This window comes from Mesobacillus sp. (genome assembly GCF_057785455.1).
This window is the reverse complement of the sequence record NZ_JBYNSB010000009.1, coordinates 24,847-42,119: the sequence shown is the minus strand read 5'-3', so window position 1 is coordinate 42,119 and position 17,273 is coordinate 24,847. Positions and strand designations below refer to the sequence as shown.

Sequence of the window (17,273 nt, the reverse complement as noted above, 5' to 3'; positions counted from 1 at the left end):
CTTAGATTTAAGATGATCTAAGGAAATGCTGCATTATTTTAACCTATTTAAAAGGCAGGTGGATTTAATGAAAAAAGAACATAAAGAAGCCGATATCGTATCTGATATCAAGGTCGAACATAACAAAGTACCTAAGCTTTTGGTTGCCGTATTTTATGTCGTCGCAATATGGGCAATCGGCTACGCCCTCTTTATGCCCGGCAAATTGGCCGTTGAACCTGCTGCAGCACCGCAGGAAAACAAGGGAGAGCTTATTTTTGAAGGAACATGCCTGAATTGCCATGCGACCGGTGCGGCTCCTGACCTTAAAGGGGTTACCGATCGTCTGAAGGAAGAGGATATTAAAAACGTTATCAAGAATGGCCGTAATACAATGCCTGCCATTGGTCACCTTTATACAGATAAAGAAATCGACAAAGTCTATGAATACTTAGAGGATTACAGATAACAGAAAGGGGGATACACATGGGTAAAAACATAAGCAGATGGGCATTTTTTGTCATTATCTTTACCCTTCCATTTTGGAATGGCTTCAGGATGGACATTGATAACGAAAAACTGTTCCTTTTTGGCTTTCAATTAAGCTATGAAGCAGGATACCTGTTTTTCGTATTTCTTTTCCTTTTCCTGATGGCTTTCCTTGCGCTTTCCATGATTGTATACAGGGCTTTCTGCCAATATGCGTGCCCGCATAATACATTCAGCATGCTGTTAAATAAAATCGAGGCTAAATTAGGCGATAAAGGAAAGGCTGTAACATTCCTGCTGAGCTTGATCGTCAGCCTATTCATGGCTTACGCATCAGTCAGCTATTTCTACGATCCAATGACCATTTTGGAGTCATTAACGAACTTTAAAATGGATAAATACTTCTTCCTTGTGACGTCTACAGCTGTACTTTATACAGCTCTATCCTTCAAGGCAAGAAATTCATTCTGCAAGGTATGCCCTTATGGACTTGCCCAGGGGATTTCCCGTGTAGAGGATAAAACAAAATGGCTTTCACATCCTGGTGTATGGATTACCTGGGGAACAACCACTGCCCTTGTACTGATCCTGCTTGTCGGATGGTTTTAATTAATTTCAAAGTGAGGTGATTCTCTTAATGAAAAAGCTTCTTAAATTATCAGCATTCGCACTATTGAGCATTTCTCTTACTGCCTGCTCTGAAGCAGCAGTTAAAAATACATCTCTTGATGATGTGAACAAGAAAGAACTCCCTGATGTTGTTAAGGACTATTCTTCGAACTGGTGGAAGGATCAGCCAAACGGCAACGCCGATACAAACAAGGATTGGAACGGAGAGGGATGGATTTTATCCGCAAACGAAGTAAGTAATGGTGTTGCGATCGCCGATATCAAGACCGGTAATCCGGTTAAATATATCCAGAGCTCAGGCACACCGCACCACATCCACCTGAACAAGGACCAGACATGGGCGTTTGCAACTCAACGCTATGGCACGAGTGTACTCGCCATTAATATGGAAACACTCGAGTATCATAATATTGATTTCCCTGGGTTTGATAAGCCCCCTGCCCCACAGCATATGACGATGTCAAGAGATGGCAAGTACGCTTTCACATCTCTCAACGGTGTCGAAGCTGTTGGGATGATTGATGCCAAGACAGCTAAATTAGTCAAGGTATTTAAAGGTGTCGGCAAAAAGCCTAGGGACCTTAATGTAACTCCTGATGGCAAGAAGCTTTTCGTAAGCTTGCAGGCCGAACCTTTCATTACTGTTATTGATATTGAAACCGGTGAAATGAGGTTCCTTGAAAGAACGGAGACTGACTACGGAAAAGGAACTGGTTCCGGTCTTGATATGTCCAACGACGGCAAATATGTTGCTGTGGCTAACACAGCAGATGATGAAGTTGCCATCTACGACGCGAAAACAGAGAAGCTTCTGAAAAAGATCGGTGACATCCCAAAGCCAGTTAACCTGAGCTTCATGGGTGAAACACATGACCTTGTTACCGGCAACCGCAATGATGGTTCTATTTCCATCATTGATACAGAAAAGCTTCGCCTGGTTAAAACTGTAAAGACTGGTGCAGGTACTAATATTGCCTACCTCGGCCCAGACGGCTATTGGTATACTTCACAGAATGGTGCTGGTTACCTGACAGTCATGGACCCTGAAGACAACTATAAGATTGTCCGCAAAATCTGGGGTGTCCAGAACATTCACTGGTTATCTTGGAGCCCAGATGGCAGCATGATGTTCGGCTCCAACTGGGGAGATAAGACACTTACAAAGATTGATATGACGAAAAAGAAGGATTTCAGACAGACCATTCGTGTTGGTTTGAATCCTAATGGCATCGCGCTAAAAACAAACGTGCCCAAGGATCAGCTTTTAGCTTACCAGAAAGGCAATGAAGAAGAAGCTAACAGAATTAAAAAAGCATCTAATCTCGTGTTCCCTGAGGCCAGAAATGATAATGAAGATGCGTTCCTCAATACATGTCTTCAGTGCCATGATATCGGCCGTATCATGAAAAATGCCAGCAAGGATGCTGATCAATGGACTTCCGTCGTAGACCGCATGAAAGGAAATGGTGCGAAAATGACGGATGACGACAGACAAAAGATCATTGACTATCTGGCATCTGGCGAGCATAAGACATTGAAGATCCAAACGGAATTAGAGCTTGAATTAGCTGGTAAAGAAGACAGCGGACAATAAAGTTCAATTAAAAATCCTAATGCCTTAACACGGGGCATTAGGATTTTCATCTAACTGTACGATATGTTTCCATAGACGTTCATGCAACTCAGACTTAAACTGCTCGTCCTTCCTAAGCAGGTAAAATGGACGGTATCTGTCCCTGTCGCTAAAGCGGCTGACGCTCAGCTGTCTAGTTTGGATTTCAGGACAAATGGCCAGTTTTGAAAACACGGCTACTCCCAATCCATTTTTCACGCCTTCTTTTATCAATGTATTGCTGTTATAGACAAGGACTGATTTGGGCTCAATACCTAGTCCCTTCCATAAATCCAATGTGGCCTGCCTCATTGCACAGCCTGGCTCTCTGATCAGCCATGTCAGCTCCTCGAGCTTTTTCGGTTCCTGATTATTTGGGTCAATGCGAAGCTGGGGAGATACACCAAGAACAAGCATGTCATCATAGAATTCGTGGGACACAAAGTTATATCTGCCGGCCTGCCCTTCTACCAACGCGAGGTCGATTTCTGAGGCATAAAGCAAATCTGTAATATGGACCGAGGTCCCAATCGTTATTTGGATTTGGCTGCTCGATATATCCGGATTCATTTTGATGAAATCCTGGACCATTTTCGAGATCAGGCATTCACCGATCGTATTGCTGCAGCCAATCTTGATGACCTGGGCAGTGCTGCCCTCGGCCAGCCTGGATTCCAATTTATCATTTAAGGCCAGAAGCTGCTGCCCATATTCAAACAAGGTTTTCCCTGCTTCTGAGAGGACGATTTTCCGCTTTCCTCTTATGAACAATTGCTTATCATAGTAAGCTTCTAACTGGCTGATTTGATGGCTGACAGCGGGCTGGGACAAATTCAGCATTTTTCCTGCCTGGGAGAAGCTCTCATATTTAGCCGCTGCAATAAATGTTTTTAAATGTTCCAAGTTCAATATGATCGCACCCCTTTATTAAAATTGAAACGGAGGGAATAAAATGAAAAAAGCAGATATCATCGTCACAGTCATCGTATTGTCTGCATTTATCTTCGGGTTGATGTACTTTACGAAAGACGATTCCATTACCTACCGCGATGTTAAATTCGAAATCGCATCAATGGCCCTATTATCCGCTGTTTCCCTGTTCACGTATTTTGGAATCAGACGGAATTTGAATCACTAAAAGAGAATTATACCATATAGGGTGTATATGAAATGTAAAACCTGGGATTATTCCCGGGTTTTATTTTTTTGGTTTATTTTAAGTCTCTGTTAAAGCTGAGTGTTGTTTTTTAAACCCTGTTGATTGTAGTGGAAGGCGCGCAGACTCCTTCGGGATGAAGCGGGACAGGTGAGACCCCGCAGGAGTGAAGCGACGAGGAGGCTCACCTCACGCCCCAAGAAAAATTCGCTCTTGAAAAAGCCGGCAATTGGGCTTTTTCATAATTTTTCAGAGGAAAGCGAAGCGCCTGGAACGAAAATCAACAGCCTTGTTTAACAGAGCCATTTTTAAAAACAGTATATGGTCAAGCATAAGATTCATTCCCCAGGAAAAAGTGATAAACTATAAGCAAATCCCATTATACAACATTTCACTTTACATACCAATAGGGGTATAATAAATAATTGAGTTGTCTAATCTTAATTAATCCTTAACAATCCCGGAAGAATATAGTGTTTATAAAAGGAGTGATATTGAATCATGAATGAAGTTGGATTATTTTTTGCATTTACCGCTGGTATTTTATCATTTTTCTCACCATGTGTATTCCCCCTCCTTCCTGCCTACATAACGCATTTGACAGGCGGAAAGATTGAAGGCTCAAAGGTAGCGGTCGACCGCGCAACCCTGTTCACACGTTCATTTGGTTTTATCATCGGGTTCAGCCTGATTTTTATTGTAATGGGAGCATCAGCATCCTTCCTTGGCCAGATGTTCGCTAACTACAGAACGATCGTCATGCAGATCGCCGGCCTTCTGATTATAATTTTCGGACTGCAAATGGCTGGGCTTTTGAACATAAAATTTCTAATGATGGAAAAGAAGATTCAATCAGAATCGAAATCGAAGGGTGTATTCAGCTCTGTCTTTCTTGGTATGGCTTTTGCCAGCGGCTGGTCCCCTTGTGTAGGACTGGCGCTCTCGTCCATCCTGCTGCTCGCGAGTTCATCTGATACTCTGTATCAGGGAATGTACCTGCTGACTTCTTACTCTATTGGCATGGCAGTTCCTTTCCTGGTCATTTCATTCGTTATTTCGTATTCATTAAAAGCGATCAAGAAAATCAACAAGTATTTATCAAAGCTGGCATTTGTAAATGGAATGATTATGGTAGGAATGGGCTTTTTGGTCCTATCCGGACAGATGCAAAAAATCAGTGCATGGCTGTCTGCTTATACCTTGTTTGAATTTTAGATTCTGGAGCAGCTGCCAAAGGAGTGATGTTCATTTTGAATAAAGACCTGATTGGCAAGAGTGTACTAGTTGTTGAAGATGATCCGAAAATCAGGACATTGGTGAAAATTTACTTAATGAATGAAGGCTATGAAGTCCTGGAAGCCGATAATGGTAATGTGGCGATGGAAATGATCGAACGTTATGATCCATGCATCCTGATTCTTGACCTGATGCTTCCCGGCAAGAGCGGCGAGGAAATTTGCCGCTGGCTCCGCAATGACCTGGAAAGCATGATGCCTATCATTATGCTGACAGCCAAAGCTTCGGAAAAGAGCAGGATAGAGGGCTTTAAGATGGGCGCGGATGATTATATCGTCAAGCCTTTCAGCCCCGCTGAATTAATGGTACGCATCGAGGCCGTCCTAAGAAGGACAGCAAGCAGATGCGGCAAGCTTACTTTTACCGGATTGACGATCAAACCGGCTAAAGCTGAGGCACGGGTCGATGGCGAGCTGCTTGACTTGACCAACTTCGAGTTCAGGCTGCTCCACATGTTCATGCAGCATCCGGGACAAATTTTATCACGGACACAGATTCTTGATACTATATATGAAAATAACGAGAAAGCTGTCACGGAGCGTACGATTGATGTCCACATCAAAAATCTCCGTGAAAAAATAAAAGAAAAGACACCTAAGGATTATATTCAGACAGTCAGAGGAATGGGGTATAAGTTTGCGGCGAATTAAGGCAGTTGCAAATCTATTGTTGTCAAAGCTCGTAGCCGTGAACAGCTTTGTCGTCCTGCTGGTCATCATGCTTGCAGGAATCTCGGTAAAGGATTATGCCTGTTACCTGGTCAACCAGGAACAAGTGACTGGCCCTCAGCTGGTAGATACCTTGAATTCCTTTTTGGTAAAGGTCAGCGTCATCGCTTTTATCACTGCTGGCCTTGTCCACTATTTTTCAGTCAGGCGGATTGTCAAACCGGTTAAATCAATGTCCGCAGCGGCCAATACGATAAAGGAAGGCAGGATTCCTCCCGCGATCATCCCTTCAGCAAAGGGTGAACTGGGAGAGCTGGTAACGAACTTCAATGCGATGACAGAAACCTTATCCGCAGTCCAGACGAGGCGCGAGGAAATGCTCAGGGATATTGCCCACGAACTGAGGACTCCCCTTACCAATATAAATGGATATCTTGAAGCACTTCATAATGGGGTCCTTACCGGTGACAAGGAGTTATTCGGTTCCCTGCTGGATGAATCCCGGAGAATCACCCGCATTGTCGATTTGATTTCTGAGCTGGACGCATGGAATAAGGAAGTCTATTTTCTCGAAAAACAATTCGAAAAGATAGACATGAAAGAAGTGATGTCAGAATCTCTCGCCGCTTTCCAGCTTAAAATTGGCAAAGGCTTTGATTCCTATCACCAAAATATGCTGCATTCCGTGGTTTATGGCCATTCGGACGGGCTTAAGCAGGTGATTTCTAATCTTCTTCAAAACATCATAGACTATGATACAGGCAGGCACTTAACAATCGAAGCCAAGTCTCTTGGAAAGGCCTATATGATTACTTTTACACATACCGGTAAGTATATTGACCCTGATAAAAAAGAGCTTATATTTGAGCGTTTTTACCGGATGGAAGATTCCCGAAGCACGAAGTCCGACGGTGCTGGCCTGGGGCTGGCCATCGCTAAGAGCATAATTGAAGCCCATGGCGGCGAAATTGGGCTTGATACTGATGGTTTTAACCATTCATTTTGGATCAAACTTCCACTTCATACCGCTTCTTAATCATTCCTTAACAAAAGCAGTTTATTGTATGGGAAAAAGGAGCGATCATACATGGACTTTACTTATTATAATGAAAAATTAATTGGCCAGCTTGAATATGGATTCCTTCCTGTTTCACCGAACTCTGAAATGGGCTACAGGCCTTTTGAACTCTTTGTTTCTTCTTTGGTGGGCTGCAGCACATCCTTGCTTGCAAATATTTTAGTGAAAAAGAGAATAGAATATAAGAGAATTGACGTGAACGTTACAGCTGTAAGAAATAAGGACGAGGCTAACCGGATTGAACAACTAACCTTTGATGTCAGAGTTCAGACCGAAGAAACTGGAAAAGAAGATCAGGCTGAGAAGCTTGCCAGCCTGGTGATAAAAAATTGCGGCATGATCCAATCGGTCATCGGAAGCATTGACATCCGTTACCGTATTGAATTTACGCCAGACCAACTCAAAAGGTGATGCTGCTTGAATTATATAACGATCGGCAGATTCACGCTGCCTGCAGATTTGCTTGCAGCCTTTGCCGCGATATTCCTCGGAGCCATGGTATACTGGCTTAAGGAACGAAAAAGCATTGGCGATTGGTATTGGAATAGTTTCTTTATCTATATCGCCATCTACAAATTAAGCTATGCTATCTTCAATTTCAGCATGTTCATTGACACCCCCCTCTCCCTGGTTTATTTCAACGGCGGAACGGGAGGGCAAATTCTGGCATTAACAGGAATTGCGGTCTATTTATTCATCAGCTCAAGGAAAAAGGAAAACAGCAGCAAGCAGGAGTTATTGCCTGCTTACTTAAGCTTTTTCATGCTTTATGAAATTGCTTTATTTGCTCTTTCCTATGATATAAAAGCTGCTGCGGTACAAGCGGTGATTTTTGCAGGTTTCCTTGTAGTTTATTTTAAAGATTTCAGGCTTAAGGAACAGCTTGGAATTTTATTCTTAATGGCAGAAGCATTAATATTGAGCCTGTTTTCAGATTTGCTGCTGGCAGAGAATCTCTTAATAATCGGACTTGGAGTGTTTTTGCTCGTTTTTCAACGTATTAATAAGGAGGAATTACAGCTTTGAATAAAAACCTTTTATCGTTTGCCATCCTGGCACTGGCAGTGGTGATTCTAGTGGTGAATATCTGGAAGCCGGATTCTACTGAGAGTGAAAAGAAAACGGCTGTGCCAACTGAAGAAGTATCAGGAGAGGAAGACATCCCGGGCGCAAAGCTTTCTGCACTTCGTGAAGGAGCAGAAGCACCTGATTTCGAACTGACGACTCTTGCTGGAGAAAAAGTCAAACTGTCTGACTATCGCGGAAAGAAAGTAATCCTGAATTTCTGGGCAACCTGGTGTCCTCCATGTAAGGCCGAAATGCCGCACATGCAGAACTTCTATGAAGAAAATAAAGACAAAGGCGTCGAAATCGTTGCGGTCAACCTGACCAACATGGATAAGGGAATGGAAGATATTAAAACCTTTGTTAAGGATTACGGTTTAACATTTCCGATTCCCCTTGATGAGGAAGGTGTAGCAGGTACAACCTATCAGGCTTTCACGATCCCAACAAGCTATATCCTTGATGAAAACGGCGTGATCACGAAAAAAATCGTCGGACCAATGGATGAGAACATGATGAAGGAATTAACCGGAATTTAATAAAAAGTCGCGGCATGCCAATGATGGCTGATGCCGTGGCTTTTTTTTCTGGGTTAAAGACCATTGGTGCTATAATAAACAATAATTATTGCAGCCAATATGGCCGATTTGTTATATAAAAAGAAAAAAACAAGAAATTTGGCAGGCTCTTTTGTTCATTTGAGGTTTGTTTTAATTGGAATTTCCCGTAAAAATCAAGATATCGACGAAATCGCAGCACTTATCGGCGGAAATTTAATTTTATCGACGAATTTTACATTTATATCGACTATAAAACAATTATATCGACGAATTGGAAATTTCGGCCGATTTTTTCCAGAAAAAAAGGTAACCAATAAACCTCTTGGCTGCCTGCACTAGCAAATTACGATAAAAGCTGTTGGCAAAGGAATCCAAACAACAAGGAAACCCCGTTAAATACTCAAGATCTTCGGTGTATCATCTGCTTTAAAACTTCCTTTGTCTTTCAAAAATTCTTTAATCACATCAACTGCATGGACGCCATGATAGGTTTTATCTGCCTCAGCTCCTTTAAATAGCTGTTTGCCTCCCCCTGTAATCTTGTATTTTTTATTCAGTTCGATCTCCTTGCCGCCAATCAGAATCTTCTGGATTCGATTTCCCTCGGGATTATACGGCTTGAAGGCCATGAACAAGCCGGAAGACCTTAAAATGTAACCGCCCTTTTGTTTGAACGGATCTCTGGAAAACACCATTTCGAGATTCTTTTCAAGAGCCTGCAATAAACGTTCCCCTGTCATATCCATCGTGAACATTTCAGGGTTCGTGGGAATGATCGTATGCAAATCGTATTCTGTAATTTCTCCTTCAGGGATTGGGGTTCCATAACGCCAGCCATGTGAAAAGGCAAGGTCGCAATCGAATGCATGCATATATGCATCGGTGATCAATTGATCCATCGGAGCTTCATTAAGTGTCATTCTATGCAAAATGGACTCTGTGCTGCCGACGATGTTATTTCGCTCCTGTGAGAAAGGTTCCAAAATATCAGCTATAAGCCTGGCCATCTCGTCATCTTCAGGGCAGCTTTCATCTACCGCGATCAATTCATAATGGGAGCTTTTGATTTTTCCATCTTCAAATATTATGTCGAGCTTTCCCAGAAAGGATGAACTGGACCCTGCCTGTACCACAATCGTGTTGTTTACTGTGATCGGCTGTTCAATCCGATCATGGCTATGTCCAGATAAAATAATATCGATGCCGTCAATCATTGAAGCCAGTTCTGCATCCAGCGGAAGTCCCATGTGGCTGAGCAGCACAACTAGATCTGCCTGGTCCTTCAGTTCCTCTACGCACTTGCGAGTTTCTTCTACGCCTTTAGAAAAAATAAGCCCCTTGGAGAAACTATCCGGCATGGTCTCATCAACATATGGATAAGTCAAACCTATGATTCCGACTTTGACGCCATCCATATCTTTAATTGTGTATGGTTTTAAAAAGGTATCTTCAGCATCTTCACTTTTAACATTGCAAGCCAATGTCGGGAAAGGCAGCCTGCTTGCAAGAGATTTGAGCTGCTCCTTTCCAAATGCGAAATCCCAGTTCCCCGGTACCCATCCATCCAGCTGCATTTTTTCCAACGCGGGCAGAAGTCCCTCCCCACGGGTCGATACCAGTGGCAAAGTTCCATGAAAAAGATCGCCGCCATCAAGGAACAGTACATTCCCTTGCGCTTTCAAATCCTTAATGTACTTTGCAATCCGCGGGAATCCTCCTGTTGGTTTTAGCTGAGGGGTATTATCTACCCAAAATAATTCCTGATGAAGATCAAGGCTGCCATGAGTATCATTCTGTTGGATAATCGTCAATTTAGTCATACTTTCTCCTCCTCATAAACTTTTTTCATAAACCTCCTGCTTGCCTGAAGCTTATGAAAAAAGCCTATTTATAGTTGAAAGGAGCACCATAAATTAGGTACTCCCTTCTATTTCTTTTATCGGACCGCACATCGGTTAGGACCGATTTCCATTTCCCTCTGCTCATCGATATCTGGATCGATTTTACCCATATTTGTCTGCCTGATTTCCTGATAAGCGTTAGGCTGGGGCGGCAGGTTTTCGGTAACCGTTTTACGGAAGGCATCTTCACTGTCGATCTGCAGACCATGATTCTCTGCATACAGAACTCCCAGCTTTTCAGATACACTGCCGTCATCGTTCATTTCATTGATGCCCATATAGTGGGCTGGAAGAACAAGGAGTTCATCAGCAAGCTCTTTATAGCGCTTGTACAATGTCTCTCTTAAATCGCCCACCCAATCCTGTGCCAACCCAGCAAGGTCAGGGCGTCCAATCGAATCAATGAACAGAATGTCACCGGTCATCAGATACTTGTCATCCACAATGAAGGATGTACTTCCAATTGTGTGGCCCGGTGAATACAAGGCGCGGATGACTGTGCCTCCAACCTTGATTTCATCTCCATCCTGAAGCGGTTCATAGTGGAAGGTTACTTCCCCGGCATCTTTTGGGGGGAGATAATATTTGGCTCCCACTTTTTCCGCCAGCTTTCGTCCCCCGGAAATATGGTCGGCATGAAGATGCGTATCAAGCAGGGCTGTGAGCTTATAATCCTTGCCTGACATAAACTCTTCATATTGCTCAATCATCCTGTTCGTATCAATGATTGCAGCTTCCCCGTTCGATTCAAGAAGGTATGAAAGACAGCCCTTTCCAATCCGGACAAACTGGTAGATTGAGCCCCCGCCGTTAAGGTCGCCTATTTTAACTGGCTCTAAATGCTCACTCCATGCCTTCATTCCGCCCTCTACAGAATAAACGTCCTTGAATCCCGCTTCTTCAATCTGGTCAGCGACAAACTCAGAAGAACCACCCTTGGCACAAATGACATAAATGTCTTTTTCCTTAGGCAGAACATTCATGATTGGGTCAATACCTTCAAGGAGATCGAAATACGGTGCGTTATGAACCTTTACTTGGCGCCCTTCGATTTTCCAATCATCAAAGTCATCAGTATTCCTCGCATCCAGGATAAAAAGATCCTCATGATTGATGACTTTTCGCGCTAGTTCTTTTACTGAGATGGTCTTGGCCATTTTGCTCCTCCTTTCAGATGTTTAGAACGTCAGCGTTATATCCGCATCACTTGCAAAATGCAGGAAGGAAGCAGCTCCGCCGACATCAATTCCATCAACAAAAGCTTCCTTCTGGAGCGTCATAACGTCCATTGTCATCTGGCAGGCGATCATTTTGACACCCATTTCCTGCGCCATTTCTACAAGCTGGTCTACTGGCGGAACATTCTCCCTTTTGAAGCCTTCCTGGAAATGCTCTGTTCCCGGAGGCATCGGCAGCTGTTTGTGCATTTCTTTATGGATCAAATTCAGTCCTTCAAACGTAAAGAAGATTCCTACTTCCGCATCTGTAGCTGCTGCTGCAGTTGCGATATTGAATACTTTATATGCATCGAACATTCCGCCGTTAGCGGCGATGATAGCTACTTTCATTATCTGGTTCCTCCTTATTTTTCAACTGTTGTTTCAGTTGGGCCTGTCCAGTCCTTCATTCCAGAGACAACATTTATAGGTTTTTTGAATCCTTTTTCTGCCAGCTTTTTCGCTGCCATATCACTTCTTGAGCCGGAACGGCAGATCACATAGACATCTTCATCTGGATTCAGCTCATTAAAACGCTGCTCAAGTTCTCCAAGCGGGATGGACTTAGCATTTGGAATATGGCCGAAAGCATATTCTGCAGATTCCCGTACATCTAGAACCGTGATTTTTTCGTCACCCTCAAGCTTGGCCATAACCTCTTCAAGAGTGGCTGTGTGAGGATGAGGAGAATCATTGGTTAGCTCTTCATTACTCGCCTTGCGCAAGTAATGCTTCAGTACATCTCCCTCGGTTATTGTCCCAAGATATTGATTGCCTGTACTTTCCGCCCAAGCTTTTAAGTCTGTCGTTGAACCTTTATCAGTTGCCTGTACCTCAATGACTTGTCCAGGCTCTAATTCATTCATCGTTTTTTTCGTTCTGACAATAGGCATAGGACACGCGAGCCCCTTTGCATCCAAAACCTTATCCGCAGAAATTGACATAGTAATCCCCCTTCCTACTGAATAGTATTGATTGCACACGGCAATCCATACTGAAAAAATTTTCCCTATACCTATACCTCATACGGTAAAAAATATGCGTGGTTTGCGAAAAAAAACAGCAGCCTGTATCTTTTGGCTGCTGTCCGTCCTATGCTTTTGAATAATAGTGATTTGGAAGGTACGGGCTGGTATAGCCTGTTCTGGTCATCCAGGGAATATAGCTGACCGGATTTACGGTTATCGCATATTTAAACATGTTGTTCATCATGCTGTCCATGCCCATAAAAGAGATAGTCATGACCATATACATTGCCTTGATGGTATTAAACTGCGAAAGTTCTGTAACATATACAATCCTGTTCGCCATTTCACCGATTTGGCCTTCTGTCCACAAAATTCTGTCTGCCATGAAACCAATTTGATTCTCTGTATATAAAACCCCATTCAGAGCCTGGGTGAAGGTATCCGCACCCATTTGCCCCACATAGACGATCGCTTTGCTTGTCGCCATCGCATTCACCTCCCGCTAATCAGACTATGTTGTGGAATTTGTTTAGGTGTATGGCTAATAATGAAGCAAATACCTAAGGGGTGCAGTGCAGGCGAAAAAAGAAAAAAAAATGCCACAGCAGACCAGCCTGTGGCATTAAAATTTATTCAATTCTCCCGTTCACCAGCAACTGCTTCCATGACTTTCCGCCATCTTCGGACTGATACAAATCATTAAGGATTGTAATGAAGGCAATTCTGCCTTCATTCTTTGCATCAGCAGCAATATAGGTAATTGGATTATCATATTTCAGTGTCGGAATTGGAAGTTCCTCGGCTGTTTCTGGCTGTGCATCTTTCAGCTTAACTAGCTTAATTTTATTTTGCTGAACAGGCGATATAAACAATGATTCCTGAGAATAGGCAGCTGCAGTAACCATTTCATAATCGCCCAGCCTCTTCATGTTTTTTCCGTAATCGTCCGTGATAAAGACTCCTTCTCTTGTTGACATTGCAAAAGTGGAGCCTTTTTCGGGATGGGCTGCAATGATACCAAGACTATCGGCATCGAGGCCCTTTAGCTCAACTGGCTGCCAGCTTCCTGCTGCATCCTTTGACACATAGACTCCCCTGTCCAGCTTTGAATTAGCCTCTTCATTGATCAAATACAGTACTTGATCCTTGAAGCTTGCTGACAGGAAGTGAAAATCACTTTCTCCATAGAAGGCGACTTTATCCAGCGACTTACCATTGTCTGTACTTTTAATGAGTCCAAGAGGATTTTTTAGATCAGAGCCCTCTTCAGGATGACCGCTCGCATAAAAGCCGTCCTCAACAGCCTGGAATCCCATATAATCATGATTCTCACTTACAGTTTCAAACCATTGGCCATCTTTAAAAATTTTTATTCCATTGTGAGAGGCTACATAAAGGCCCGCATCATTCCCCGGGTAGCCAATTCCGTGCACATGGTCGATCTGCTGCGCTACTGCCTTGACGATAAAATCCTTACCCACATTTTCGTTTTTTGTGTCACTTGATTCCTGCTTTGAATCTGTTACCGTTTCTTCCTGAGCCGTTTTTTCATTTTCTGCTTGTTCTTTATCATTGGCACACCCTGTGAATGCCAGCAGTACTGCCGCAAAGGTTATTATCACTTTGTTGTTAAAGGTTTTCATTTTTGCATCCTCCGATTTCTTTTCTTTGATGTCCAATAATAGTAGCAAACACCAGCAGCAACAGCAAAAGCAGCTGCGGCCATCTGGTATTCCCCCTTCCAGCCAAGGAGTGTATGTACTGAGTAAGCCTCTATAAAGAGGGCAGGAATTTTGCCAACAGTGCTGGATACCATAAAAGCTGCAGCACTCATCCTGCTAAATGCAGCTGCAAGGGTAACAAGTCCTGAAGGGACAAATGGAAAGATCCTAAGCAGCAAAACCAGGATGAATGCTTCTTTCCCACTGGTAGTTTTTAATTTTTCAATCCATTTATGGGAACGTGTATTTTCCTGTTTGCTGCTTAATTTCTTCATGCCGAGACGATACAGGAAAAAGCTGATTACCGCACCAGAAGCCTCCCCTAAGATAGAAAGCAACAGTCCGCCGGAAAAACCAAAATAAATGATGTTGGCAGCTGTCAGGAACGCACTTGGAACCACCCCAGCGACGGAAATCAGGATATTTACCAGAACACTGACCAAAATAGCCAGCCAGACAGGCATTCCTGTCATAAATTCTAAAAAAGTCATACAGCGCCCCCGTTATTGCTTTAAAGTTCAACAATTTGTCACTGCTTCTGCTGAGTTTTTGCATAATCATTTTCTATGATACAGACATAAACACAAAGGAGCTGATTCGTGTGAAATCCGCCATTTTAACCATCTTCAGTGCCTCAATAATCTTCGGCGCAACTTTGACAGCCTTTGCAGAAGAACCAAAAGAAAGCAATGAAATCATGAATTTCGGACAAATGAAACCACTGATGGAAAAAATGCATCCAGATCTCTCGGCTGATGAATTGAAGCAAATGTATCGTGATTGCCACGGCACAAATGGCGCAATGCCAAGCAAGAACTTCAATATGATGGATACCAGCCACATGGACATTGTAGATTAGAAGTATATTTTGGACAAAATAAAAAGGTTCTGGAATCCCGCCAGAGCCTTTTCTTGCTGATTCTTCTATTATAGTGCAAAAATGTGCAGAAAGTATGAAACATGCTTGTTTGGATGATTGCTGGCGCGGAGGAATAATTTTGGGAAGAGTGATTGGGAGTTTGTTTTTATTTAGAAGCACTCGGTGATGATTTTAAATCTTGATTGCAATATTAGAACCACTTGGAGACGATTTTATATCTTGGATTGCTCTAATGGCCCTTATTAGAACCATCCGGAATCGTTTTTTCTTCGTGGATGGTCCTAATCGGCTTTGTTAAAACCATCCGGGGACGTTTTTTCTTCCTGGATGGTCCTAATCAGCCTTGTTAGAACCATCCGGAATCGTTTTTTCTTCATGAATGGTCCTAATGGCACTTAATAGAACCATCTGGGGCACTTTTTTCTTCTTGAGTGGTTCTAATCCACCTTATTAGTACCACTCAAAGACGATTTTCTTCGTGAAAGGTTTTAATGACCCTTATAAGAACCACTTGTTTATCACACTAAATTGAAAAAGAATAGCTGTTACCTTAATAATATTTTATTTAAAGGTGTCTGATATTTAGGCACCTTGTGTCGTTATCAACAACAAAGTTTACGAAAACAGCCAAAAAAATACAAAGCGCTCTTCCATTAAAAACAGCCAGCTTCCTCTACGGAACCGGCTGTTTCATTCGTTTAGGCTAGGTTGTCACCAATGCTATGCTGTGATGGCAGGTCGGCTACCTGGATGCCACCGGTTGTGTGCTGCGATGGCAGGTCGGCTACATTTGTGCCTCCAACTGAATGCTGGGATGGCAAATCAGCTACGGTACTGCCGCTTGAGTGCTGCGAAGGAAGATCCTCTGTTTGCGCCCCGCTGGTCGAGTGCTGGGATGGCAGGTCCGCTACATTTGTGCCTCCAACTGAATGCTGCGATGGCAGGTCGGCTGCATCAATCGATGGATAGTTCAAGCCAGCTGCACCAACAATCGCGGCGGCAATCGCAGTAACCAATAATACTTTTTTCATGGTGAACCTCCTTCCTGATGGATATTTGTTCAAGTTATAAATAACTTAAAACCTTTACTAAGAATGTTTTAATAGCTTATCCATCTCTGTTAATACTAATCTAGCAAACTTTTCATTTTGCTGAAGCTGAAAAATCGTCACGGCCTTTTCCAGGTATTCTTTTCCTTCTGGTAATTTACCCAATTTTATGAAATTCATGCCTGTTTGATAGTGAAGTTCTCCAAATAAATACATATTTTCTTCATATATACAGTTATCGATCCCTTTATTGCAGTAAATAAGTGACTGCTCATATTTCTCAAGCTTCGATAATGCCTGTGCAAGTCCGTATAAAATTTTTAGCCAGATACTCGAGTCGAGCACTTGCGGAAGGGCAGTTAAATTATCCAATGCCTCGAGGAAGACTTCAACCGCTTGATCCAGATTGCCGTGATCTTTTTCAATTATGGCGATGCTGGTCAGAATCTCGATTTCGCGCTCTGTCATTTGCTTTCTCTCTGGATTTGTCAGCGTTAAAGCTTCAAGCAGCAAGCTCACGGAACGGTCTTTATCACCTTCGAGATAATAAACGCAGATTCCCTCATGCCATATTAAAAACTGCCTGAAGGATGTATGCTTGAACAGCGGGTTATCCTGCTCTTTTTTCAGGATTTCATTTATGGCTGCGTAGTCACGATCTCTTTTATATTTCTTGATCAATTGCATAACTGAAAATGCATAGTTATATGTATCAGTGGAAGCGATGTCAAAAAAGTGGTTCAGTTCCACATCTAGCTTCACTGCCATTTTATATAGCTGGTCTAACGTTGGATATTTCTTTTCTTTTTCAAATTGAATTATATCCTCTTCAGAACAAATGCCCTCTGCTAATTCAGGCACGGAGAATCCTTTAAACTCTCTCATTGATTGAAGTATTTCTCCGAAGCTATATCCAACCAGGCTCATTCGTACACCCCATTTAATATTAATTACATCTATATTATCATAATGTTGAAAACTTTTAAAAATTCAACTAAAAACCA

At 42.7% G+C, this 17,273-nt stretch carries 21 protein-coding genes; 11 read left to right on the top strand and 10 right to left on the bottom strand.

Annotated features, from left to right (window positions below):
• Window positions 1–67 precede the first annotated feature (67 nt).
• Genes AC3EBE_RS02310 through AC3EBE_RS02300 form a run of 3 tightly spaced genes read left to right on the top strand, consistent with a single transcriptional unit; the run spans window position 68 to window position 2,692 of the window.
• A complete protein-coding gene (locus tag AC3EBE_RS02310) occupies window positions 68–448 on the top strand; it encodes a c-type cytochrome (protein WP_488593401.1) in 381 nt (126 codons plus the stop codon).
• A 17-nt stretch (window positions 449–465) separates the two neighbouring features.
• Window positions 466–1,077 (top strand): 4Fe-4S binding protein, encoded by a 612-nt coding sequence (locus tag AC3EBE_RS02305; protein WP_488593400.1) that lies wholly within the window; start codon window positions 466–468, stop codon window positions 1,075–1,077.
• Between the two features lie 28 nt (window positions 1,078–1,105).
• Window positions 1,106–2,692 carry a beta-propeller fold lactonase family protein gene (locus tag AC3EBE_RS02300; RefSeq protein ID WP_488593399.1) on the top strand — a complete coding sequence of 529 codons (1,587 nt, stop codon included), beginning with the start codon at window positions 1,106–1,108 and terminating at the stop codon, window positions 2,690–2,692.
• A 24-nt stretch (window positions 2,693–2,716) separates the two neighbouring features.
• Here the strand turns inward: AC3EBE_RS02300 and AC3EBE_RS02295 are convergent, their stop codons facing one another.
• The gene (locus tag AC3EBE_RS02295; protein WP_488593398.1) at window positions 2,717–3,619 is read right to left on the bottom strand and encodes a LysR family transcriptional regulator; all 903 of its coding nucleotides are present in this window, start codon (window positions 3,617–3,619) and stop codon (window positions 2,717–2,719) included.
• A gap of 43 nt (window positions 3,620–3,662) precedes the next feature.
• On the opposite strand from AC3EBE_RS02295, the gene AC3EBE_RS02290 reads away from it, so the two are divergent.
• The 7 genes from AC3EBE_RS02290 to AC3EBE_RS02260 all read left to right on the top strand — a co-directional run bounded on the left by AC3EBE_RS02290 (window position 3,663) and on the right by AC3EBE_RS02260 (window position 8,512).
• Complete coding sequence (locus AC3EBE_RS02290; RefSeq protein ID WP_488593397.1) at window positions 3,663–3,848, top strand: hypothetical protein; 186 nt, start codon at window positions 3,663–3,665, stop codon at window positions 3,846–3,848.
• Between the two features lie 519 nt (window positions 3,849–4,367).
• Window positions 4,368–5,081 (top strand): cytochrome c biogenesis CcdA family protein, encoded by a 714-nt coding sequence (locus tag AC3EBE_RS02285; protein ID WP_488593396.1) that lies wholly within the window; start codon window positions 4,368–4,370, stop codon window positions 5,079–5,081.
• Between the two features lie 26 nt (window positions 5,082–5,107).
• Window positions 5,108–5,812, top strand: a complete 705-nt coding sequence (locus tag AC3EBE_RS02280) for a response regulator transcription factor (protein ID WP_488593395.1) — start codon at window positions 5,108–5,110, stop codon at window positions 5,810–5,812.
• A complete protein-coding gene (locus AC3EBE_RS02275; protein ID WP_488593394.1) occupies window positions 5,799–6,866 on the top strand; it encodes a sensor histidine kinase in 1,068 nt (355 codons plus the stop codon). The genes AC3EBE_RS02280 and AC3EBE_RS02275 overlap by 14 nt, the downstream gene beginning before the upstream one ends.
• A gap of 51 nt (window positions 6,867–6,917) precedes the next feature.
• Window positions 6,918–7,319, top strand: coding sequence for an OsmC family protein (locus tag AC3EBE_RS02270; RefSeq protein ID WP_488593393.1), 402 nt, complete (start codon window positions 6,918–6,920; stop codon window positions 7,317–7,319).
• A 6-nt stretch (window positions 7,320–7,325) separates the two neighbouring features.
• Window positions 7,326–7,934 carry a hypothetical protein gene (locus AC3EBE_RS02265; RefSeq protein WP_488593392.1) on the top strand — a complete coding sequence of 203 codons (609 nt, stop codon included), beginning with the start codon at window positions 7,326–7,328 and terminating at the stop codon, window positions 7,932–7,934.
• Window positions 7,931–8,512: a redoxin domain-containing protein gene (locus AC3EBE_RS02260; protein WP_488593391.1), complete on the top strand. Its 582-nt coding sequence runs from the start codon at window positions 7,931–7,933 to the stop codon at window positions 8,510–8,512. The genes AC3EBE_RS02265 and AC3EBE_RS02260 overlap by 4 nt, the downstream gene beginning before the upstream one ends.
• A 413-nt stretch (window positions 8,513–8,925) precedes the next feature.
• On the opposite strand, the gene AC3EBE_RS02255 is transcribed toward AC3EBE_RS02260, so the two are convergent.
• The 7 genes from AC3EBE_RS02255 to AC3EBE_RS02225 form a co-directional block, all read right to left on the bottom strand.
• A complete protein-coding gene (locus AC3EBE_RS02255; RefSeq protein ID WP_488593390.1) occupies window positions 8,926–10,353 on the bottom strand; it encodes a bifunctional metallophosphatase/5'-nucleotidase in 1,428 nt (475 codons plus the stop codon).
• Between the two features lie 116 nt (window positions 10,354–10,469).
• A complete protein-coding gene (locus AC3EBE_RS02250; RefSeq protein ID WP_488593389.1) occupies window positions 10,470–11,591 on the bottom strand; it encodes an MBL fold metallo-hydrolase in 1,122 nt (373 codons plus the stop codon).
• A gap of 21 nt (window positions 11,592–11,612) precedes the next feature.
• The gene (locus tag AC3EBE_RS02245; protein ID WP_488593388.1) at window positions 11,613–12,002 is read right to left on the bottom strand and encodes a DsrE/DsrF/DrsH-like family protein; all 390 of its coding nucleotides are present in this window, start codon (window positions 12,000–12,002) and stop codon (window positions 11,613–11,615) included.
• Window positions 12,003–12,016: 14 nt separating this feature from the next.
• Entirely contained in the window at window positions 12,017–12,595 is a 579-nt protein-coding gene (locus AC3EBE_RS02240; protein WP_488593387.1) for a sulfurtransferase TusA family protein, read from the bottom strand.
• Between the two features lie 148 nt (window positions 12,596–12,743).
• Entirely contained in the window at window positions 12,744–13,106 is a 363-nt protein-coding gene (locus AC3EBE_RS02235; RefSeq protein ID WP_488593386.1) for a hypothetical protein, read from the bottom strand.
• A 142-nt stretch (window positions 13,107–13,248) separates the two neighbouring features.
• Entirely contained in the window at window positions 13,249–14,262 is a 1,014-nt protein-coding gene (locus AC3EBE_RS02230) for a F510_1955 family glycosylhydrolase (protein WP_488593385.1), read from the bottom strand.
• A complete protein-coding gene (locus AC3EBE_RS02225) occupies window positions 14,259–14,831 on the bottom strand; it encodes a TVP38/TMEM64 family protein (RefSeq protein ID WP_488593384.1) in 573 nt (190 codons plus the stop codon). The genes AC3EBE_RS02230 and AC3EBE_RS02225 overlap by 4 nt, the downstream gene beginning before the upstream one ends.
• Window positions 14,832–14,941: 110 nt before the next feature.
• Here AC3EBE_RS02225 and AC3EBE_RS02220 point away from each other — a divergent pair, with 110 nt between their 5' ends.
• Window positions 14,942–15,199, top strand: a complete 258-nt coding sequence (locus AC3EBE_RS02220) for a hypothetical protein (protein WP_488593383.1) — start codon at window positions 14,942–14,944, stop codon at window positions 15,197–15,199.
• Between the two features lie 719 nt (window positions 15,200–15,918).
• Here the strand turns inward: AC3EBE_RS02220 and AC3EBE_RS02215 are convergent.
• Together AC3EBE_RS02215 and AC3EBE_RS02210 are read right to left on the bottom strand one after the other, a co-directional pair.
• Entirely contained in the window at window positions 15,919–16,251 is a 333-nt protein-coding gene (locus AC3EBE_RS02215; RefSeq protein ID WP_488593382.1) for a hypothetical protein, read from the bottom strand.
• 57 nt (window positions 16,252–16,308) lie between these two features.
• Window positions 16,309–17,196, bottom strand: a complete 888-nt coding sequence (locus tag AC3EBE_RS02210) for a helix-turn-helix domain-containing protein (protein WP_488593381.1) — start codon at window positions 17,194–17,196, stop codon at window positions 16,309–16,311.
• Between the last annotated feature and the right edge of the window lie 77 nt (window positions 17,197–17,273).